Origin of the sequence: Citrobacter sp. W9, from assembly GCF_026719375.1 — a bacterium.
Classification (GTDB): Bacteria; Pseudomonadota; Gammaproteobacteria; order Enterobacterales; family Enterobacteriaceae; genus Citrobacter; species Citrobacter werkmanii.
The window spans coordinates 24,315-44,103 of the sequence record NZ_JAPPTE010000018.1; the positions used below are offsets into that span (position 1 = coordinate 24,315).

The 19,789-nt window shown below is 51.4% G+C and carries 17 protein-coding genes and 1 riboswitch; of the genes, 8 read left to right on the forward strand and 9 right to left on the reverse strand.

What is annotated here, in order from left to right; genetic code table 11:
• The first annotated feature begins 187 nt into the window (after positions 1-187).
• Entirely contained in the window at positions 188-2,278 is a 2,091-nt protein-coding gene (locus OOJ59_RS21250) for a glycosyl hydrolase family 18 protein (protein WP_160955871.1), read from the forward strand.
• Positions 2,279-2,326: 48 nt separating this feature from the next.
• Here OOJ59_RS21250 and OOJ59_RS21255 read toward each other — a convergent pair whose 3' ends face one another.
• Together OOJ59_RS21255 and OOJ59_RS21260 are read right to left on the reverse strand one after the other, a co-directional pair.
• Positions 2,327-3,559, reverse strand: coding sequence for a multifunctional CCA addition/repair protein (locus OOJ59_RS21255; protein ID WP_160955872.1), 1,233 nt, complete (start codon positions 3,557-3,559; stop codon positions 2,327-2,329).
• A gap of 62 nt (positions 3,560-3,621) precedes the next feature.
• The gene (locus OOJ59_RS21260) at positions 3,622-4,242 is read right to left on the reverse strand and encodes a TIGR04211 family SH3 domain-containing protein (RefSeq protein WP_038633948.1); all 621 of its coding nucleotides are present in this window, start codon (positions 4,240-4,242) and stop codon (positions 3,622-3,624) included.
• A gap of 242 nt (positions 4,243-4,484) precedes the next feature.
• Here OOJ59_RS21260 and OOJ59_RS21265 point away from each other — a divergent pair, with 242 nt between their 5' ends.
• From OOJ59_RS21265 to glgS, 4 genes are all read left to right on the forward strand, one after another.
• On the forward strand, positions 4,485-5,786 hold the full coding sequence (locus tag OOJ59_RS21265) for a CYTH domain-containing protein (protein ID WP_038633946.1): 1,302 nt from the start codon (positions 4,485-4,487) through the stop codon (positions 5,784-5,786).
• 47 nt (positions 5,787-5,833) lie between these two features.
• Complete coding sequence (gene glnE / locus OOJ59_RS21270; RefSeq protein WP_160955873.1) at positions 5,834-8,674, forward strand: bifunctional [glutamate--ammonia ligase]-adenylyl-L-tyrosine phosphorylase/[glutamate--ammonia-ligase] adenylyltransferase; 2,841 nt, start codon at positions 5,834-5,836, stop codon at positions 8,672-8,674.
• A gap of 59 nt (positions 8,675-8,733) precedes the next feature.
• Positions 8,734-10,167, forward strand: coding sequence for a bifunctional D-glycero-beta-D-manno-heptose-7-phosphate kinase/D-glycero-beta-D-manno-heptose 1-phosphate adenylyltransferase HldE (gene hldE / locus OOJ59_RS21275; protein ID WP_121529556.1), 1,434 nt, complete (start codon positions 8,734-8,736; stop codon positions 10,165-10,167).
• A gap of 366 nt (positions 10,168-10,533) precedes the next feature.
• Positions 10,534-10,740 carry a cell surface composition regulator GlgS gene (glgS, locus tag OOJ59_RS21280; RefSeq protein WP_087856824.1) on the forward strand — a complete coding sequence of 69 codons (207 nt, stop codon included), beginning with the start codon at positions 10,534-10,536 and terminating at the stop codon, positions 10,738-10,740.
• A 33-nt stretch (positions 10,741-10,773) separates the two neighbouring features.
• Here the strand turns inward: glgS and ubiK are convergent, their stop codons facing one another.
• Positions 10,774-11,070, reverse strand: a complete 297-nt coding sequence (gene ubiK, locus OOJ59_RS21285) for a ubiquinone biosynthesis accessory factor UbiK (RefSeq protein ID WP_038633935.1) — start codon at positions 11,068-11,070, stop codon at positions 10,774-10,776.
• Positions 11,071-11,202: 132 nt separating this feature from the next.
• A riboswitch (FMN riboswitch) is annotated at positions 11,203-11,353 on the forward strand.
• Positions 11,354-11,459: 106 nt separating this feature from the next.
• Between ubiK and ribB the strand changes: the two genes are divergently transcribed.
• Complete coding sequence (ribB, locus tag OOJ59_RS21290; RefSeq protein WP_038633931.1) at positions 11,460-12,113, forward strand: 3,4-dihydroxy-2-butanone-4-phosphate synthase; 654 nt, start codon at positions 11,460-11,462, stop codon at positions 12,111-12,113.
• Positions 12,114-12,197: 84 nt separating this feature from the next.
• Here the strand turns inward: ribB and dsbI are convergent, their stop codons facing one another.
• Genes dsbI through OOJ59_RS21305 form a run of 3 tightly spaced genes read right to left on the reverse strand, consistent with a single transcriptional unit; the run spans position 12,198 to position 15,378 of the window.
• Positions 12,198-12,875 (reverse strand): protein-disulfide oxidoreductase DsbI, encoded by a 678-nt coding sequence (gene dsbI / locus OOJ59_RS21295; protein WP_160955874.1) that lies wholly within the window; start codon positions 12,873-12,875, stop codon positions 12,198-12,200.
• A gap of 14 nt (positions 12,876-12,889) precedes the next feature.
• Positions 12,890-13,558 (reverse strand): thiol:disulfide interchange protein DsbA/DsbL, encoded by a 669-nt coding sequence (locus OOJ59_RS21300; RefSeq protein ID WP_160955875.1) that lies wholly within the window; start codon positions 13,556-13,558, stop codon positions 12,890-12,892.
• Between the two features lie 23 nt (positions 13,559-13,581).
• Positions 13,582-15,378, reverse strand: a complete 1,797-nt coding sequence (locus tag OOJ59_RS21305; RefSeq protein WP_085048724.1) for an aryl-sulfate sulfotransferase — start codon at positions 15,376-15,378, stop codon at positions 13,582-13,584.
• A gap of 394 nt (positions 15,379-15,772) precedes the next feature.
• Between OOJ59_RS21305 and OOJ59_RS21310 the strand changes: the two genes are divergently transcribed.
• On the forward strand, positions 15,773-15,949 hold the full coding sequence (locus OOJ59_RS21310) for a hypothetical protein (protein WP_069324349.1): 177 nt from the start codon (positions 15,773-15,775) through the stop codon (positions 15,947-15,949).
• A gap of 66 nt (positions 15,950-16,015) precedes the next feature.
• Here the strand turns inward: OOJ59_RS21310 and zupT are convergent, their stop codons facing one another.
• Entirely contained in the window at positions 16,016-16,789 is a 774-nt protein-coding gene (gene zupT, locus OOJ59_RS21315; RefSeq protein ID WP_038633928.1) for a zinc transporter ZupT, read from the reverse strand.
• Between the two features lie 147 nt (positions 16,790-16,936).
• Between zupT and ygiD the strand changes: the two genes are divergently transcribed.
• Positions 16,937-17,725, forward strand: coding sequence for a 4,5-DOPA dioxygenase extradiol (gene ygiD, locus OOJ59_RS21320; protein WP_121529553.1), 789 nt, complete (start codon positions 16,937-16,939; stop codon positions 17,723-17,725).
• Between the two features lie 84 nt (positions 17,726-17,809).
• Here the strand turns inward: ygiD and OOJ59_RS21325 are convergent, their stop codons facing one another.
• Positions 17,810-18,970, reverse strand: a complete 1,161-nt coding sequence (locus OOJ59_RS21325; RefSeq protein ID WP_038642878.1) for a glutathionylspermidine synthase family protein — start codon at positions 18,968-18,970, stop codon at positions 17,810-17,812.
• A 5-nt stretch (positions 18,971-18,975) separates the two neighbouring features.
• Positions 18,976-19,653, reverse strand: coding sequence for a DUF1190 family protein (locus OOJ59_RS21330; RefSeq protein ID WP_006688037.1), 678 nt, complete (start codon positions 19,651-19,653; stop codon positions 18,976-18,978).
• Positions 19,654-19,789: the final 136 nt, after the last annotated feature.

Consider the following 19,789-nt stretch of genomic DNA (forward strand, 5'->3'; position numbering starts at 1 on the left):
TGTGCCTGCATGCTATGGTACTGATGATTTATATGGGAAATTAATTCATCACTTTAGTCTTATTTTTAATTAAACACTGCATAAAGAGTTGTATGCTTTATTTGCTTTGTTAAATAATGTGACTGCAGCAAAGTTAAATTTACATATATTTGTTTCTTAAATGGATGGCGTTTGAATGGAGTAAGTTATGAAATTAAACAAGATTGCACAGTCAGTTATTTTTGCCGCCATAGGGGTTCCTTTCCTGGCATCTGCGGCTTCTGTTACGCATAACGATGATACCAATAGTTTTTCTGGCCTTGATGCCTGGATGATGATTTCGAAAGATTTGGGAAATACCTGGGAAGCCTATACTGACGAAAGTCAGAATAACTTTCCGGGTTCAACCTATGGAATTATTGCCGCCAAAGATGAGCTTGCTATTATATCTCAGCCTTATGATCCAAACTCTACCTATAGAGGTGGAGAGAAAGTTCGCTTCCTGGGCTATTACTGGACGGCGCAATGGTGGGTTGATCAAGGGGTTAGTCCTTCCACGGATTCTGTATGGAAAAAGGGCGATAAAGTCAATTTTAACATTTACTCAGAATTTCAGTTTACCCCTTATACAGGGCAGAAAGCGGAAGAACTGCAAAATAGTGAGAAGAAAAGGGTTAAATCACAGCGCAAAGTGATTGGCTATTTTCCTGAATGGGGGGTTTACGAGGCGCATAATTACTTTACCCCCGATAAGGTGAACTATAAGGGCCTGAGCCATCTTAACTATGGTTTTGCCGTAGTTAAAAACGGTGTAGTGACGATGCATGATACTACGCAGGCGCCTAATTTAATGCGTGAGCTTGACAAGCTTACAGAAAAAAATAATGTCACGTTTATGCTTTCTGTTGGTGGTTGGGATAACTCACAGGAAGGCGTGTTTGAAGCGGCAACTCGCACAGATGAAGGCGTTGAGAAGTTGGCGAACAGCATGGTCGATTATGTCCAAGCATGGAATTTTGATGGTCTGGATATTGACTGGGAGTATCCGGACAACGACAGCGAAAAAGCGCAGTTTACTAAACTTATCAAATCATTACGCGCCAAACTTGATGAGCAGGGGCGCAAAGACGATAAGTACTATCAACTTTCTGCCGCTGTCACAACCAACCATAACAATGTGGCTTATATTAACCCGGCTGTCACCGCAGATTACCTCGACAGTATCAACGTGATGGCATACGACATTCACGGCGCTTTTGATGCAAAAACGGGCCACAATGCTCCGCTTTTCGCCAATCAAAAAGATGACGATCAGAAGTTGAATGTCTCCTCTGCGATGAGTGAATATGCGGATGTTTGGCAGATTCCTAAAGAAAAATTAATGATGGGCGTTCCATATTACGGAAGAGGATGGGGGTCTGTTCCTGCTACACAAATTGAAGCGGGACTGCCGGGGCTATTCGCGCCGGGTGAGGCGTCTGTAAAAGGCGCATGGGATGATGAGGGGCAATATACTGGCACCAACCCGTGGTATGTTCTGAAAGAAAAACTAGCCAGTGGCGAATACAAACGGTATTGGGATCCGCAGTCACATGTTCCTTATTTATATAGCGTAGGCAGTCAGGAGTTTTTAACCTATGATGATCCGCAATCTATTCGTGAAAAAGTAGATTACATCAACCAGCAAGGATTTGGTGGTGCGATTATCTGGGATATCAGTGGCGATACGGCAGATTATGAGTTAGGGAATATTGTTGATGATATTCTGACTACCTCAGTTGCAAAAGAGAAAGGTGCAACGCTCTACACTGATATAAATTATCTGGGTGATGATATTCAGACTAATGATGATATTTCATGTTTAGCCGATGTTAAATCCGCAACAGGCAAAAAAATGAATGACACTATCTCTTCAGTAAAAATTGCTGAGGGTAGTTTGGGTGTGAATGCTTTTACAAACTGTAATTATTCGGGGACAAAAATAGCGCTTCTGGAAAGTAACTCCGCGCTGAGTAGTGGTAATAATGCGATATCATCCGTAAAAATTATCAAGGCAATTGCTTACGAGGACTACGGACTGGAAGGGCGTTCTCTTGTTATGGATGGTGACATTAAGGATCTGTCAACTTACAGCCTCAATGATGCGCTATCTTCAATTCAGGTCGCTCAGGGTTACAAAGCCCGGCTATATGCAAACGGGAATTATAAAGGTAATTATATCGATATCACGGCCGGCAGTGCCGCAATACGTGATGGCTTTAATGATAAAGTTTCTTCTATTCAATTTATCAAAGAATAATTCCGTCTGATAAGAGCTCAACTTGCCCCTTTACAGGGGCAAGTTTTTTTAACCGATCGCCTTTTCTTGCTTCCAGGTGGCCACCGCCGCAATACGACGCCGGGTCAATTCCTCGCGAATCGCCTGACCTTTGAATCCTGCCTCAACGACGTCTTTCGTTGGCACCGCCTGCGCAACCTGCCAGGCTTCACGCAACAGCCTGCCTTGCGGATAATCCGCCGCTTCAAAGCCGGTACGCCCACGCACGTCTGCCTCGCTGGTCAGAGCGATTTGCTCCACGCGCTGTGGTTTACGCCAGGCATCGATGGAATCAAACAGCTTAACGATGGTTTTTGGCTGCAGGATTGGGAAGGTATGAATGAGATCGTGGAACTCAGCCACCAGTTTGGCTAAATCACGGATGTCATTTGGTACGCGCAGGCGTTGACACAGTTGCTCGACCAACTTGACGCCCGCCGGACCATGACCGTGATGGCGTGGCCACAGCGCTTTAGGCGTTAATGCTTTGCCAAGATCGTGGCACAACGTGGCAAAGCGCACGTCGACCTCGGGGCTTAACATGGCGGCCATCGACAGCGTCATCAGGGTGTGAATACCGGTATCGATTTCCGGGTGCCACTTCGCGGGTGCTGGAACGCCGAACAGGGCATCAACTTCAGGAAACAGAACGCGCAGCGCACCGCAGTCGCGCAGAACCTGAAAGAACACCTGGGGATTACGGGTAGTTAAGGCGTTTTCCGTTTCTTTCCACACCCGCTCTGACGTCAGATGTTCCAGTTCACCGGCAGCGGTCATGTCGCGCATCAATGTCATGGTTTCGTCAGCGATACGAAAACCGAGGTGCGCATAGCGGGCAGCAAAGCGCGCCACGCGCAGTACGCGCAGCGGATCTTCGCTAAAGGCGGGAGAAACATGGCGCAGCAGACGGTTTTGCAGATCGCTGCCTCCGTTATACGGGTCGATAATCTTCCCGTCGTCATCGCGGGCCATTGCGTTGATGGTCAGGTCGCGACGTTGAAGATCGTCCTCCAGCGTTACATCCGGCGCGGCGTAACAGGTGAATCCGGTATACCCCGAGCCTGATTTACGCTCGGTTCGCGCCAGCGCATACTCTTCCCGGGTTTGCGGATGCAGAAACACGGGAAAATCGCGGCCTACCTGCTGGTAGCCCGCATCGAGCATTTCTTGTGGCGTGGCGCCGACAACGACCCAATCTTTATCTTTAACCGGTAGCCCTATTAACGCATCCCGAACAGCACCACCGACCAGATAAATCTTCACGCCACTTTCCTTTTGAAAAAAATCATCCCTTAATCATATGTCAGTGTGGCGGAGAAGGCGATTCAGTTCATCCAGCGATCTTTGCGTTTACGGCTTGGGATCATGTGCGGCAGAACCAGGCCGAGCAGCAGACCAAGACCCAGCACGCCGCCGCCGTACATAAACCACTGCATGATGATGGTGCGCTGTTTGTCATCAAGCTGCAGGTTGGCTGCGCTCACCTTCTTTTGCGCCACGATAAGTTCGTTTTTCAGCTTCTGATTTTCTTGTTTCAGCCCGTCGATCACGCTGTCGCTTTGCGACACTTTTTGCTGCATATCGGCGGTGCGCTGATTCCACGTAGTATCGATATTATTGAGCTTATCTGTCAGCGTCTTAACCTGGTTTTCCAGATCGGGAACGCGGGTACGCAGGCTTGGCGTACTGTTCAGCTCTTTCAGTGGGATCCAGGCGGTACGTCCGGTGCTGTCTTTCACCTGGGCATAGTTGGTGTTGGCATCGGTCTGTAATAGCGTGACTTCCTCGCCGGCGTTAACCGTACCCACGAGGCGATAATTATCTCCCGGACCGCTGCGGACCCAGGTGTTCAGTTCGTCAGAGACATAGCGCTTTTCTTCGGCATGTGAGACTGCAGTGGCGCTAAGTGCGAGTAAAGTTAATCCAATCAGGCGTAATTTTGGCATCAGGCTGTCGTTATTGTCATAGAAAGTGGAACGATAGTAGTGGCATCAGTGTCTCTACGCAAAGCATTCGACATCAATCGGAATCATCTGTGTCCTTTTTGCCACCACCCGAAACTTTTACGCCCGTCAAATTGCTCGTTGCATGGCAATTTGGCGCAAAATACTATCTACTTGACCATTAAGAACGAACTTAGTTCGCAGTCAGTTTTCTCAACTGTGACATAACCCATAAGTACAAGACCATGGCCCAGGAAATCGAATTAAAATTTATCGTCAATAGTGATGCTGTAGATGCGCTACGTGAGCGTCTGAATACGCTGGGAGGAGAGCATCACGCGCCCAGCCAGTTGCTGAATATCTACTACGAAACGCCGGATGCCTGGTTGCGTGGTCACGATATGGGCCTGCGTATTCGCGGGGAAAACGGTCATTATGAAATGACCATGAAAATTGCCGGACGGGTAACGGGCGGTCTGCATCAGCGACCAGAATATAACGTTGCGCTGAGCACGCCTGAGCTGGATCTCGCCCTGTTTCCCGCTGAAGTCTGGCCTGATGGCAAGCTACCCACGGAACTCGCTTCTCAGGTGCAGCCGCTGTTTAGCACCGATTTTTACCGTGAAAAATGGTGCCTTGATGTTGACGGTAGCCGGATTGAGATAGCCCTCGACCTTGGGGAAGTGAAAGCGGGCGAGTTTGCTGAGCCTATCTGTGAGCTTGAACTGGAACTGCTAAGCGGCGATACCCGTGCGGTATTGAAGCTGGCAAATCAGCTGGTTTCGCAAACCGGTTTACGTCAGGGCAGCCTGAGCAAAGCGGCGCGTGGCTATCATTTGGCTCAGGGGAATGCGCCGCGTGAACTCAAACCGACGCGCATTTTGCGGGTTCCGGCGAAGGCGAGCATCGAGCAAGGTCTGGAAGCGGCGCTGGAGCTGGCATTATCCCAGTGGCAGTACCATGAAGAGCTGTGGGTACGCGGCGTCAAGGGGGCGAAATCCGAGGTACTGGCGGCAATGGACCTGGTGCGCCACATTCTGATGCTGTTTGGCGGTAATGTGCCACGAAAAGCGAGCGCTCACTTACGTGATTTGCTGACCCAGTCGGAAGCAATCATGGCGTCGGACGTTTCTGCCGTTTCGGCGGTTTACAGCACACAAACGGCGATGGCAAAACTGGCGCTGACCGAATGGCTGGTAACCAAAGGATGGCAGCCGTTCCTTGATGCGAAGGCGCAGGGTAAAATTGCCGACTCCTTTAAGCGTTTCTCAGATATTCATCTCTCGCGCCATGCCGCCGAACTGAAAACCGCTTTTGCTCAGCCGCTGGGCGATCGCTATGCCGATCAGCTTCCACGCCTGACGCGTAACATTGATAGCATGCTGATGCTGGCGGGATATTATGACGAAAATGTCGCCTCGGAATGGATCGCCAACTGGCAGGGCCTGCGACACGCCATTGCGGCCAACCAATATATAGAAATCGAACACTTCCGTAATGAGGCAATCGCGCTGGAACCGTTCTGGCTGCACAGCGGAAAACGATAATCAGGACTGAGGCCGCCATCTGGCGCTATTCAAAGGATAACTCATAAATGAAGCAGCTCTCTTCACCGTTACAGCAGTACTGGCCGACCGTTGTTGAGCGGCTGCCAACAGCAATATCTGAGTCCTCGCTTAGCGTGCAGGCGAAGTCAGTGCTTACATTCAGTGATTTTGTTCGCGACAGCCTTATTGCCCATCCTGAATGGCTGGTCGAGCTGGAAAGCGCAGCGCCTCAGGCCGACGAATGGCGACACTATGCCGCCTGGTTACAGCAGGCGTTGACCGACGTCAGCGATGAAAACACGCTGATGCGTGAGCTACGCCTGTTTCGCCGTCGCATTATGGTGCGTATCGCGTGGGCGCAGACGCTGTCGCTGGTGACGGAAGAGAGTATCTTGCAGCAGCTAAGCCATCTGGCTGAAACGCTGATCGTTGCCGCGCGTGACTGGTTATACGCCGCCTGCTGTCGAGAATGGGGAACGCCTTGTAATCCTGAAGGTGTTGCGCAACCGCTGCTGATTTTAGGCATGGGGAAACTGGGCGGCGGCGAGCTGAATTTTTCCTCCGATATCGACCTGATTTTTGCCTGGCCGGAGCACGGCAGTACGCAGGGCGGGCGACGCGAGCTGGATAACGCGCAGTTCTTTACCCGTATGGGCCAGCGGCTCATCAAGGTCCTGGATCAGCCCACAATGGATGGCTTTGTTTATCGGGTGGACATGCGTCTACGCCCATTTGGCGACAGTGGTCCACTGGTGCTGAGCTTCTCCGCGCTGGAGGATTATTACCAGGAACAAGGCCGCGACTGGGAACGTTATGCAATGGTCAAAGCCCGCATTATGGGCGATGCTGATGGCACTTACGTCAATGAACTCCGCGCCATGCTGCGACCGTTTGTCTTCCGTCGTTATATCGATTTCAGCGTGATCCAGTCTCTGCGTAACATGAAAGGGATGATTGCCCGTGAAGTGCGCCGTCGCGGACTGAAGGACAACATTAAGCTGGGGGCGGGCGGTATTCGTGAAATCGAATTTATCGTGCAGGTCTTCCAGCTTATTCGCGGCGGACGCGAGCCGTCGCTGCAATCCCGCTCACTGTTACCGACGCTGAGCGCCATCAATGCGTTAAACCTGTTGCCAGACACCGATGCGGAGCAACTGCGCGCCGCCTATCTCTATTTACGCCGTCTGGAAAACCTGCTGCAAAGCATCAATGATGAACAGACCCAGACGCTGCCGGGTGATGAACTGAATCGTGCGCGGCTGGCGTGGGGAATGAACGTTGATGACTGGCAGCAGTTGACCGATGTGCTGGCGAGCCATATGCACAATGTGCGACGGGTATTTAACGAACTGATTGGCGATGACGAAGCCGAAACTCAGGAGGAGTCGCTGTCAGAACAGTGGCGCGAACTGTGGCAGGACGCCTTACAGGAAGATGACACCACGCCGGTGCTGACGCATCTGGCGGATGACGATCGGCGACGCGTCCTGTCACTGATCGCGGATTTCCGCAAAGAGCTGGATAAACGCACCATTGGCCCACGCGGACGCCAGGTGCTGGATCATCTAATGCCGCATCTGCTGAGCGATGTCTGTTCGCGTGACGACGCCTCAGTTCCGCTATCGCGCATTACGCCGCTGCTGGTGGGCATTGTCACCCGTACAACCTATCTGGAGCTGCTGAGCGAATTTCCCGGCGCGCTTAAGCACCTGATTTCACTCTGTGCCGCCTCGCCGATGGTCGCCAGCCAGCTGGCGCGCTATCCGCTGTTGCTCGACGAGCTGTTGGATCCGAACACGCTGTATCAACCCACGGCGACAGATGCCTACCGTGATGAGCTGCGCCAGTATTTACTGCGCGTGCCGGAAGATGACGAAGAGCAACAACTGGAAGCGCTGCGCCAGTTTAAGCAAACCCAGCTGTTACGTATTGCCGCGGCTGATATCGCCGGTACGTTGCCGGTGATGAAGGTGAGCGACCACTTAACCTGGCTGGCGGAAGCTATGATTGATGCGGTAGTCCAGCAGGCGTGGACGCAGATGGTCGCTCGCTACGGGCAACCCACCCATCTTGGCGATCGCGAGGGACGCGGTTTTGCCGTGGTCGGCTATGGCAAGCTGGGCGGCTGGGAGTTGGGTTACAGCTCGGATCTCGATCTGATCTTCCTGCACGATTGTCCGATGGATGTAATGACGGATGGCGAACGTGAGATTGACGGGCGACAGTTCTATCTGCGTCTTGCGCAGCGCATTATGCACCTTTTCAGTACCCGTACCTCCTCCGGTATTTTGTATGAAGTGGATGCGCGGCTGCGTCCGTCCGGTGCGGCGGGGATGCTGGTAACATCAGCGGATGCTTTCTCCGATTACCAGCGTAACGAAGCCTGGACATGGGAACATCAGGCGCTGGTGCGCGCGCGCGTAGTATACGGTGACCCCCAGTTGACCTCTCAGTTTGACGCGGTGCGTCGCGATATCATGACCCTCGTCCGCGATGGAAAAACCTTGCAAACCGAGGTGCGCGAAATGCGTGAGAAAATGCGTGCTCATTTGGGCAATAAGCATCGCGATCGTTTTGATATCAAAGCGGACGAAGGCGGCATTACCGATATTGAGTTCATTACGCAATACCTGGTGCTGCGCTATGCCCATGAAAAACCGAAGCTGACGCGTTGGTCGGATAACGTGCGCATTCTGGAATTACTGGCGCAAAATGACATTATGGAAGAGCAGGAGGCGCTGGAGCTTACCCATGCTTATACGACGCTGCGTGATGAACTTCACCATCTTGCCTTGCAGGAGCTTCCGGGCCATGTGGCGCCAGAGTGCTTTGAGGCTGAACGTACGCTGGTGCGCGACAGCTGGCAGAAGTGGCTGGTTGCCGAGTGAAGTGTGCTATTATCGCGCGCAAATTTTAAGACCCTCAGAGAATCTCTCAGGAGACAGGAATGAAAGTAACGCTGCCAGAGTTTGAACGTGCAGGAGTCATGGTTGTCGGTGATGTGATGCTGGATCGCTACTGGTACGGTCCTACCAGCCGTATTTCGCCTGAAGCGCCGGTTCCGGTGGTGAAAGTGGATACCATCGAAGAACGTCCCGGTGGCGCAGCAAACGTGGCGATGAACATTGCCTCCCTGGGAGCGAATTCGCGTCTGGTGGGCCTGACCGGTATTGACGACGCGGCGCGTGCGCTGAGCAAAACGCTGGCGGATGTGAACGTAAAATGTGATTTCGTCTCCGTACCAACCCATCCGACGATTACCAAACTGCGCGTACTTTCCCGTAACCAGCAGCTGATTCGCCTGGATTTCGAAGAAGGTTTTGAAGGTGTGGATCCGCAGCCGTTGCACGAGCGTATTAATCAGGCGCTGGGTTCTATCGGCGCGCTGGTGCTCTCTGATTACGCCAAAGGCGCGCTGGCAAGCGTGCAGCAGATGATTGCGCTGGCGCGTAAGGCCGGAGTTCCGGTGCTTATCGATCCGAAAGGAACCGATTTTGAACGCTACCGTGGCGCTACGCTGCTGACGCCGAATCTGTCTGAGTTTGAAGCGGTTGTTGGTAAGTGCAAAAGCGAAGATGAGCTGGTGGAACGCGGCATGAAATTGATTGCTGATTTCGACCTTTCCTCTTTGCTGATCACGCGTTCCGAGCAGGGGATGACGCTGCTGCAACCGGGCAAAGCACCGCTGCATATGCCGACTCAGGCGCAGGAAGTGTATGACGTGACCGGCGCGGGCGATACGGTTATTGGCGTGCTGGCGGCGACGCTGGCGGCGGGTAACTCTCTGGAAGAAGCGTGCTACTTTGCTAACGCCGCAGCCGGTGTTGTCGTAGGTAAACTGGGGACTTCAACCGTTTCTCCCATTGAACTGGAAAACGCCGTTCGCGGTCGGGCAGATACTGGTTTTGGCGTGATGAGCGAATCTGAGCTGAAACAGGCCGTTGCCAGCGCCCGCAAGCGCGGTGAGAAAGTGGTAATGACCAACGGGGTGTTCGACATTTTGCATGCGGGGCACGTCTCCTATCTGGCAAACGCACGCAAGCTGGGCGATCGCTTGATCGTAGCGGTAAACAGCGATGCTTCGACCAAACGTCTGAAAGGCGAAACGCGTCCGGTCAACCCGCTGGAACAGCGGATGATCGTACTGGGCGCGCTGGAGTCCGTCGACTGGGTGGTCTCTTTTGAAGAAGATACACCGCAGCGTCTGATTGCGGGCATCCTGCCGGATCTGCTGGTAAAAGGCGGCGATTATAAGCCGGAAGATATTGCGGGCAGCAAAGAGGTGTGGGCGAACGGCGGTGAAGTGCTGGTGCTGAACTTCGAAGACGGCTGCTCAACGACTAATATCATCAAAAAGATCCAAAAAGACAGCGATAAATAATCGCCGGGAAGTTTGCCGGATGGCGGTGGAAACACCTTATTCGACCTACGAGATTGTGGGCCGGATAAAACGCGTGAGCGTTGCCATCCGGCATTTCTGTTTCTTATTCTTCAGTGGTTTTTTCAACAGGCTGTGGACTGTTTTTCAGCGGTTCAGCTTTACGATGACGCTCTGTCTCAAAGGCGGCGATTGTCGCGTTTTGCTACAGCATCTTTTCACTCTCCGCACGAGGCATAGGTTTCATAGGAAAGTGTGAGCCTGGGCTATAAATTTGCGCACATTATGTACAAAACCATTTCGCGTATAGGGAAATACTGAAATCAGAAAAAGCATATGGCCTTAGCAGATATTCAATAACTGGAGGGTATGCTCATGCACAGCAACATGTATTCAATGAACAATTTCGATTTCCTGGCCCGCAGTTTTGCCAGGATGCAGGCTGAGGGCCACCCTGTTGATATCCAGGCCGTCACGGGCAATATGGATGAGGAACATCGTAGCTGGTTTTGTAAACGTTATGCGCTGTACTGCCAGCAGGCGACAGAGGCGAAGAAACTCGAGCTGGAACACTAACAGAAAAACGGGCCTTGCGGCCCGTTGTCGTTTTTACTCTTGCGGATCGACTGAGGGGATCGCAGGGGCAGGCTTAACTTCTGCCGTTTTTTCACGCGCTTCCAGCTCAGTCAGGCGTTGTTCAAGCAGCGCCAACTTTTCACGGGTACGCAGCAAAACCTGAGTCTGCACATCAAACTCTTCACGGCTTACCAGGTCCAGACGGGTCAGTTGTGACTGCAGCGTTTGACGAATTTTCTTCTCGACGTCTTCCCCAAACTCCCGGATCCCTTTCGGCATCGACTCGTGAACCTGACGAGCAATCTGCTCAATTTTTTTCGGGTCAATCATTGTGGTTTCCCTGAACTGGTACGTGTTGCTGCTTATTGTAGTGCGAATGGGCGCAGGCATAAACCAGAATTGTGTGAAGCTAAGTCGAGTAAAGGCGTTGATGAAGGTAATCAATAGCGTTATAGTTAACCCGCTTATTCTCAGGGCGGGGCGAAATTCCCCACCGGCGGTAAATCAGCTTAATGCTGAAAGCCCGCGAGCGCTTTGGGTGCAAACTCAAAGGTCAGCAGATCCGGTGTAATTCCGGGGCCGACGGTTAGAGTCCGGATGGGAGAGAGTAACGATCCAGTCGGGCATGGACCCGCTCACGTTATTTTTTTGCCGCTTAGACGGTACTCCTAAGACTGCCCTGATTCTGGTAACCATAATTTTAGTGAGGTTTTTTTACCATGAATCAGACGCTACTTTCCTCTTTTGGTACGCCTTTCGAACGTGTTGAACATGCGCTGTCTGCGCTGCGTGAAGGACGCGGTGTAATGGTGCTTGACGACGAAGATCGTGAAAACGAAGGCGATATGGTTTTCCCGGCAGAGACCATGACCGTTGAACAGATGGCGCTGACCATCCGTCACGGCAGCGGTATTGTTTGCCTGTGCATCACTGAAGACCGACGCAAACAGCTCGATCTGCCAATGATGGTGGAAAATAACACCAGTGCTTACGGTACCGGTTTTACCGTGACCATTGAAGCCGCCGAAGGCGTGACCACCGGCGTTTCCGCTGCAGACCGTGTCACTACGGTACGTGCGGCAATTAAGGATGGCGCAAAACCTTCCGATCTGAACCGCCCGGGACACGTTTTCCCGCTGCGTGCTCAGGCAGGCGGTGTGTTGACTCGCGGCGGTCACACTGAAGCCACCATCGATCTGATGACGCTGGCAGGCTTTAAACCCGCCGGTGTGCTGTGCGAACTGACCAATGACGATGGCACCATGGCGCGCGCGCCGGAGTGCATCGAATTTGCCGGCAAGCACAATATGGCTGTGGTCACTATCGAAGACCTGGTGGCTTACCGTCAGGCGCATGAGCGTAAAGCCAGCTAATTGCTCATTACCACGCTTGTCGTGCCAGGGATAAAAAAACCGAAGTCAGTTTTCTGGCTTCGGTTTTTTGTTATTGCAGTCTGGCTATTTAGTTCTGGTCAGTTTGATTGCCCAGGCGCCGCTCATTATCACTAACAGCAGCAAACATACGCCAAAAGCCAGCAGGCAGGCCTGCGCCATATTCATAAAATGCCACGGCGGCAGGAGATACCAACCTTCCGACTGTTGGTACAGATCGACAAACCACTTTTGCATACTGCTGAGCGCCACGCCATCGGGAACAATGGGCGCATCATAGCCGCAGTCTCCTGTGGGCTTAAACCATTCTGGCGCCCAGTTTGCCAGCGGCAAATTGAACGGGAAGGTCGGATCGGTGGAACATCCCTGTACGCCAAACAGTGAATCTGGGTCCGGGTTATGTACTGCATAATGAATGCTGTTAAGTTTGATGGAAAACTTAATGCCCATGATGCTGCCGTAAAATGCCGCGATGCAGCCGATGAGCTTCAGAACAACATTTTTGGGGTTAAGCGCCGCGATTAGCCCACCAAAAACCATCACGAACATGGCAAAGCGAATGTATACACATTGTTCGCAGGGAGCCATGTAGAGATAGATTTGGAAGAAAGAGTGCGCCAGAATAATTAACCCACCCATTGCGCAAGCCATCAGTAACCACAGAAAGCGCCGTTCCTGCCATCTCACCAGGGTATCAACCGGTGCAATACATAAGTCTCGCCACAGTCCTTTAATGAAAGCCATAGCCGGGTCCCTGTTTATTTTGCCGCCAGCTCTCTGACAAGCTCAGCCATAGAATCAATGGATTTGATGTTTTTGGTGTAGATCAGGTATTTGCCGTTGACGACATAAGCCGGTACGCCCTGAATTTTGGCGACATCATATGCCGCTTTCCATTTCTCCAGCGTTTGCTGGACGGCGGGGTCCTTCAATGCGGTTTCAAAATCCGCCTGACTCATACCCGCAGCATCCAGCCCCGTCTTAATGAATGAGGCAGGATCTTTACCGTCTGACCAGCGCTCTTTCTTGTCGTGGTAGGCTGCGTAATAGGCGAACTTGGCTTTTTTGAACTGAGATTTGGCGTCAAACAATGAAATTCTTGCTGCCTGATCCTTATTGATCATTACCGCAAATACCTCACTGGCCTGTTTGCCGTATTCCCCTTTGGTTTCCAGATGAAATGGTGTGAAGGTAACCACGTCGGCTACTTTTTCTGACACGGGAGCCGTTACGGCTTTATCGTATTTGTAGCAGAACGGACAGGCGTAGCTGAATACTTTGATTAACGTCTTATCCGCATTAGGAATCGGTTTCTCCAGCACCATATAGTCAGTGCCCTCGGTAAAAGCCGATGCTGTAAACGATGAGGCAAGTACGGCGGTTAATACCACGCTTTTAAATAATGAAGTGATCCATTTAGACGACATAATTAATCCTTAATCTAACGTGATTATTTAAACATTTGTTGTGGGTGGACCAGTAATGCACGGTAGTGTGTTTGGTTCGGTTTATCGGAAAGGACATCAATTTCAACTTTGACTTCTTTTGTCTTGTAGTCAATTTCATTGATTTTGCCAATGGTCGGTTGTCCAACGTCAAATAAATTAATCGATCCACCAAAGCCAAACATGGTATCGCGATCTTTTTGATATTCGATAACTGAAGTGATAGGACTATAAAAATCATAGCCGCGCTCTTTTCCGTATTCCCAAATTTGTTGGACGGTTCCTTTTTTCTCATCAATTTTATATTCGACAAAACGGGAGTATTTCATCGTCGGCAAAGCGGGTTGTTCGAGTCCACGGCCATCGCCGTTATCAAAAATGGTTAATGTCCCTTTGCTGGAGAGCCATGCGGTGTGCTGGGTGTAGGTAAAATCGAAATCAGTGTTTTCACACTTGCCATTTTCATCACATTTTAGCACGTTGCCTTTAGCATCTACCGGTTTTAACAACTTGCTTGCCAGCGCTTTATTCCAACCTTTAGATGGCGCCAGGATCCACTTCACCTGTTTATCCCGACCAATTTTTACGACCCCCTGATGGCGGGAAGAGATAATGATAGAGTCATCTTTAGCGTCATAGGCAATGGAGTTGACGTGAGCCCAGTTACGACCCGCACCAACGCCGAGGGCATCACCATAGGGAGTATCTGGCTCCAGTTTCGCCTGTTGGCCTGCGTGCGCGAGGTCGACGTTGACGCATACCGCGCCTGCGTCCAGTGCACCCAGCAGGGCATCACGCATCGGGTCGAGAATTTTTGTCAGATCCCATACGTCAACAACGCGACCGGATCTGTCGACTTCAATAATCTGGTCGCGGATAGTTTGCACGTGAATGCCATCTTCCTTGCGATAATCGCGTTTACCTACGCGAAGCAGTACGGTGTCATTGACCGTTTCGATCGATTCATGCGATGCGTCAAGGAATCCACGCGGCAGCTTATGGTCGGCCAGAATCTGTCCCATCATATCGAATTCATACCAGTGCTGACCCTGCACGGCGGTGAAGGTTCCGCGCGGTGTTTCCCGAATGCCCATCAGGTAACCGCGCTTATTGATATCCATGTCATGGCCGTCATAGAAGGTATCCTGATCCAACCACCAACGATATTCACCTTCCGTATCGACGACGAAGGTAAAAGGGGCGATATCAAAGGGTAATGCGCCACCTGCGGGGCCCGCATCAAGGATGCCGGCATTTTTGTCTTTTTCACCATGCCAGTGGAATTCTGCGCCCTGCGCGGTGAAAGTATGGGTATTCACCAGATACAGACGGTCTTCAAAGCCGGGAGCAACCTTAATAACTTTAGTTTGCTGTAAATCAGAAAGAGAACGGTTATCCATGTAGTGATTAACGATGGCAGATGTTTGCACCACGTAATCTTCCTTCATCGCCTTGCCATTTTCTTTATATTCGATGGTAACTTTATTAGCGTACTTTTGATAAAGGCCAAAAACAGGAATGCCATCGTAAGTGGCGAGTGATTCTTTGCCAACGGTATAAGTAACCGGAACCCCTTTTTCACCTTTACCATGAACGGTGACTTTAACATCCGAAATAACGTGACTATCTAATTCAATCAGTGCGGTAAGTGGGGCATTTCCATAAGGATCAACAACTATTGCACCCAGTTTACCTGCGGGTTGGGCGGGTTGAAAACCTGCGGCAAACGAATTCCCCACAGTTAATCCAAATGCCAGTGCAAGCGTTCCAGCGAGAAGTGTTTTTCGGTATTGCGTAAACATGGATATATCTCCTTATATTACCTGTAAATATAATGGTGCTGAATATATTATGTTTTTACGATGTTAATTAAGCAAAGGATAGTATTGCTGATGCTGCTTTAATGATGAATCAATTAATATTGATGAGGCTTATTGTTCTGCAGAATCTAATTTTTATTATTTGAATAGTATTGGCGAGATATTTTAAGAACAATGTTTATTATTGTGTTGTGTGATCTTGTCGACATAGTTTAATTGTTTATAACGATCTGGGCTATTAGCTTAGTCGCTTATTTATATGATCGAAATCATATATTTGTTTCTGGAATATGCCACTATAGGGGTAGGTTGGAATAAGATAGTGTAAAATTTTAACGTTAAATGTTTAATGATGTTAAATATTAAGGGTAAAAGAATGTTTATTGCCTGGTATTGGATTGTATTAATTGCACTCGTTGCGGTGGGTTATTATTGTCATATGAAGCGTTATTGTCGTGCGTTCCGCCAGGACAGAGATGCGCTGCTTGAGGCGCGTAACAAACTCTTTCGTCGATCTGGCGAAGATAACGGCACGGTTAAGGGACAGGAATAGTCCTTCGCGTTCTGCTATGGATGAGCGGATGCTGTTAAACTTGCAGGGTGGCATCCGCCCTCTGGATTATCCGATTCCCATGGACTGGAGAATGACGAGACTTAACCCCATCACCGACATTCCGCACAATACCCCATAGCTGGGATTATTATTGGGATCGATCTCTTTTGCCAATGGCATCAATTCATCGACGGACAGCGCGACCATAATACCTGCGACGGCCGCCATTATCGCCGCCATCACTACCGGCGAAATCAGACTACCGAGAATTAACCACGCCAGTACGCCGCCCAATATTTCTGCCATGCCCGAAATCCCGGCCCAGAATATCGCGGTGCGTTTAGATCCCGTAGCCGCATAAACCGGACCCGCCACGGCTAATCCTTCAGGAATATTGTGTAATGCGACGGCAAGGGCAATACCAAAGCCCAGTTCGAGGTTGCTGCTGGCGGTAACAAATGTCGCAATTCCTTCCGGGAAGTTGTGCAGGCTAATGCCGAGTGTCAATAAAATCGCGGTACGCCGGATGGAACCGGGTAAAGGCTGCGTGGTTTTTTGCACCAGATCCTGGGGGTGAGCATGCGGCAGTATACGATCGAGGCCAAAGTAGCCCAGCAAGCCCACAATAAACATCCCGTAGCCCAACACCGGCGACATGCCGTCAGCGGCCAGCGCAGCGGGCAGCATCTCCATTAGGGATATCAGTAACATAATTCCGGCAGCGAAACCTAAAGAAAAGGCAAGAACGCGGTTAGAGGGTTTTTGCCCCAGCACGCCGAGAAATGCGCCAATAAACGTGGCGGCGCCTGCCAGTAAAGTCAGAAGTAAAGGTACTGACATCGACAAATCTAACTCCTTATCAATCTGCTGTTCGGGCCAGATCGTCAAAATAACTGATGATCTTCATCATGGTTATCTGAGTTCTTCATCAACCGAAAAAGCGTATTGTGATGGTATCAAAATGACTCCCTCAGTAAGGATATCATCATGTCTTCAGCTCGTATGCCAGCATTGTTTTTGGGCCACGGTAGCCCGATGAATGTTCTGGAAGATAACGTTTATACCCGTGCCTGGCAGCAACTGGGGGAAACGTTGCCGCGTCCGAAAGCCATTGTGGTGGTGTCGGCGCATTGGTTCACTCGTGGAACAGGTGTGACGGCGATGGAAGCGCCAAAAACAATCCACGATTTTGGCGGTTTTCCACAGGCGCTGTATGACACGCATTACCCGGCCCCGGGTTCACCGGAACTGGCTCAGCATCTGGTTGACATGCTTGCTCCGGTGCCAGTGACCTTAGACCAGGAAGCGTGGGGCTTTGACCACGGCTCATGGGGCGTGCTGATCAAGATGTATCCGAATGCGGACATTCCGATGGTGCAGCTGAGCGTCGACAGTACCAAACCCGCGGCCTGGCATTTTGAGATGGGTCGCAAACTGGCGGCGTTGCGTGATGAAGGCATTATGCTGGTGGCCAGCGGTAATGTGGTACACAACCTGCGTACTGCGCGTTGGCACGGTGAGAACACGCCATACCCGTGGGCGACCTCATTCAACGATTATGTGAAGGCCAACCTGACATGGCAGGGACCGGTTGAACAGCACCCGCTGGTCAACTACCTCGATCATGAAGGTGGATCGTTATCGAACCCGACGCCGGATCACTATCTGCCGCTGCTGTACGTTTTGGGCGCATGGGACGGTATGGAACCGGTGACGATCCCGGTTGACGGTATTGAGATGGGCAGTTTGAGTATGCTGTCGGTGCAGGTAGGGTAATTAATGCCCGATGGCGTTGCGCTTATCGGGCCTACGGTTCATGCCGTAGGCCGGGCAAAGCGGAGTCGCCATCCGGCACAACGATTATTCGACAAAAATATGCGGATAGAAGCGCGAGAGATCCTGAGTGATCAACGCTCTGTCTTCACGAATGCCGATGCCTGCGGGTTGATCGTTGATCAGCCAACTGCCAATCAGCATATAGCTGTCGCCAAATTTCGGTAGCTGATGGAACTGCTGGACGATCATGCCTTCTTCGCCATACGGCCCTTCCACGGCTTCGATCGTTTTCCCGTTCTCGATGATGGAGACGTTAGCGCCTTCACGCGAGAAGATTGGCTTAACGACGAATTTATCCATCTGCGGATAGTCGTCTTCGGCGAAATAAGCAGGCAACAGGTTCGGATGGTTCGGGAACATTTCCCACAACAGCGGTAATAGCGCCTTGTTGGAGATGATGCTCTTCCAGGCAGGTTCCAGCCAGCGAACGCCCGCGTCTTCAAGCTTAGTGGAGAACATTTCACGCAGCATGAATTCCCACGGATAGAGCTTGAACAGGTTTGCAATAACCTGATCCTGCATATCCGTGAACTGACCTTTTTCACCCAGGCCAATATCTTCGACATAGAGGAATTCAGTGGCGATCTCAGCCTCGGCAGCGCAATCCTGCAGGTACTGGATCGTACCGCGATCTTCGACCGTATCACGACAGCAGGTCAGATGCAGTAGTTGAAAACCATACTGTTCACGCAGCTCGGTGAAACGCTCGATCAGCTTTTCCTGCAGACTGTTGAACTGATCGCTGCCTTCCGGCAGGTTGCCGGCATTAAGCTGATCTTCCAGCCAGATCCACTGGAAAAACGCGGCTTCGTACAATGACGTTGGCGTATCAGCGTTGTTTTCCAGCAGCTTGGGTTCACCTGTGCCGTCCCACGCCAGATCCAGACGAGAATAAAGCGACGGTTGTTGTGTCTGCCAGGACTGGCGGACAAAGCCCCAGGTATGCTTTGGAATGCGGAATTTTGTCATCAGCTCATCGCTGGCGATGACCTTTTCCACCACTTTGAGGCACATTTGATGCAGCTCTGCGGTGACCTCTTCCAGCTTTTCAACCTGGGCAAGCGTGAGCTTATAGTACGCGTCTTCACACCAGTACGGCTCGCCGTACATGGTGTGAAAGTTGAAACCGTATTCGGTGGCCTTATCGCGCCAGTCCGGGCGCTCAACAATACTGACTCTTTCCATGACCATCAGCCGCCCATTGAACGTGTAGTGGTACCGCTGGCGCTACGTTGCATGGTGCTCTGTTTAGCCACAGATTCGCCAAATCCGCCGCGGGTGACGGTAGTGGTGGTGGCCGGTTTCGGCGCCATGGCGGTTTTCGGCACGGTCATGGTGCGGCCCGGTGTCGCTGCGCCGTAGTTTTTACCGCTGGCGTCAGTGTACTTGCCGTATGCCGGACTGGCCGGGTTTTTCGAGCTGAACAGCGGCTGCTGAGCGCCCATTCCGCCGCCCATCAGTCGGCCCATCATGTAGCCTGCCATCAGCGGCATCCAGAAGCTGCCGCTGCTTTGATTCTGCGCCTGAGCCTGGCCTTCGCCGGTCGGCGCCATACCCGCTTGCGCAGGTGCTTGTTGGCACTGGCCTTCGCCGAATTCAGCGATACAGTCTTCGCGAGTGGCATATTTTGGCGCGGTGCGTTCCGCTTCTTTCAGCGCATTGTTGAACGCGGTGGTACATTCGGCGCTTTTACCCGGATTCGCTGCTGAGCAGTCGTCCGCGTTTTGATAAAGCGAAACCGTTTCGTCGCTCTTTTCACAGCCCGCGAGCATAAACACAGCGGTAACTGCCAGGGCGACAGGAGTCAGATGGCGCGCGCTCCAGCTTTTGCGGAACGAAGCGTGATGTATTGATTTTGTCCGTTTCATATATGTCTTCCAGGACCCAGTGGTAAATACTGCTCAGAATAGAGGATGACTGGTCGAAATTGAAGCGGGAAGAGGCGAGAATGCGCAGGAAGGGGCGGATCTTTACGTTGTCTTACGTTCAGACGGGGCCGAAGCC

What these genes read in the sequence shown, in the direction of transcription:
- OOJ59_RS21305 (WP_085048724.1), bottom strand. Translation starts at nt 15,378, where the DNA reads ATGTTTACGCAATACCGAAAAACACTTCTCGCTGGAACGCTTGCACTG.
- OOJ59_RS21330 (WP_006688037.1), bottom strand. Translation starts at nt 19,653, where the DNA reads ATGAAACGGACAAAATCAATACATCACGCTTCGTTCCGCAAAAGCTGG.
- OOJ59_RS21310 (WP_069324349.1), top strand. Translation starts at nt 15,773, where the DNA reads ATGTTTATTGCCTGGTATTGGATTGTATTAATTGCACTCGTTGCGGTG.
- dsbI (WP_160955874.1), bottom strand. Translation starts at nt 12,875, where the DNA reads ATGGCTTTCATTAAAGGACTGTGGCGAGACTTATGTATTGCACCGGTT.
- glnE (WP_160955873.1), top strand. Translation starts at nt 5,834, where the DNA reads ATGAAGCAGCTCTCTTCACCGTTACAGCAGTACTGGCCGACCGTTGTT.
- hldE (WP_121529556.1), top strand. Translation starts at nt 8,734, where the DNA reads ATGAAAGTAACGCTGCCAGAGTTTGAACGTGCAGGAGTCATGGTTGTC.
- ribB (WP_038633931.1), top strand. Translation starts at nt 11,460, where the DNA reads ATGAATCAGACGCTACTTTCCTCTTTTGGTACGCCTTTCGAACGTGTT.
- glgS (WP_087856824.1), top strand. Translation starts at nt 10,534, where the DNA reads ATGCTCATGCACAGCAACATGTATTCAATGAACAATTTCGATTTCCTG.
- OOJ59_RS21300 (WP_160955875.1), bottom strand. Translation starts at nt 13,558, where the DNA reads ATGTCGTCTAAATGGATCACTTCATTATTTAAAAGCGTGGTATTAACC.
- OOJ59_RS21260 (WP_038633948.1), bottom strand. Translation starts at nt 4,242, where the DNA reads ATGCCAAAATTACGCCTGATTGGATTAACTTTACTCGCACTTAGCGCC.
- OOJ59_RS21265 (WP_038633946.1), top strand. Translation starts at nt 4,485, where the DNA reads ATGGCCCAGGAAATCGAATTAAAATTTATCGTCAATAGTGATGCTGTA.
- OOJ59_RS21250 (WP_160955871.1), top strand. Translation starts at nt 188, where the DNA reads ATGAAATTAAACAAGATTGCACAGTCAGTTATTTTTGCCGCCATAGGG.
- ygiD (WP_121529553.1), top strand. Translation starts at nt 16,937, where the DNA reads ATGTCTTCAGCTCGTATGCCAGCATTGTTTTTGGGCCACGGTAGCCCG.
- zupT (WP_038633928.1), bottom strand. Translation starts at nt 16,789, where the DNA reads ATGTCAGTACCTTTACTTCTGACTTTACTGGCAGGCGCCGCCACGTTT.
- ubiK (WP_038633935.1), bottom strand. Translation starts at nt 11,070, where the DNA reads ATGATTGACCCGAAAAAAATTGAGCAGATTGCTCGTCAGGTTCACGAG.
- OOJ59_RS21325 (WP_038642878.1), bottom strand. Translation starts at nt 18,970, where the DNA reads ATGGAAAGAGTCAGTATTGTTGAGCGCCCGGACTGGCGCGATAAGGCC.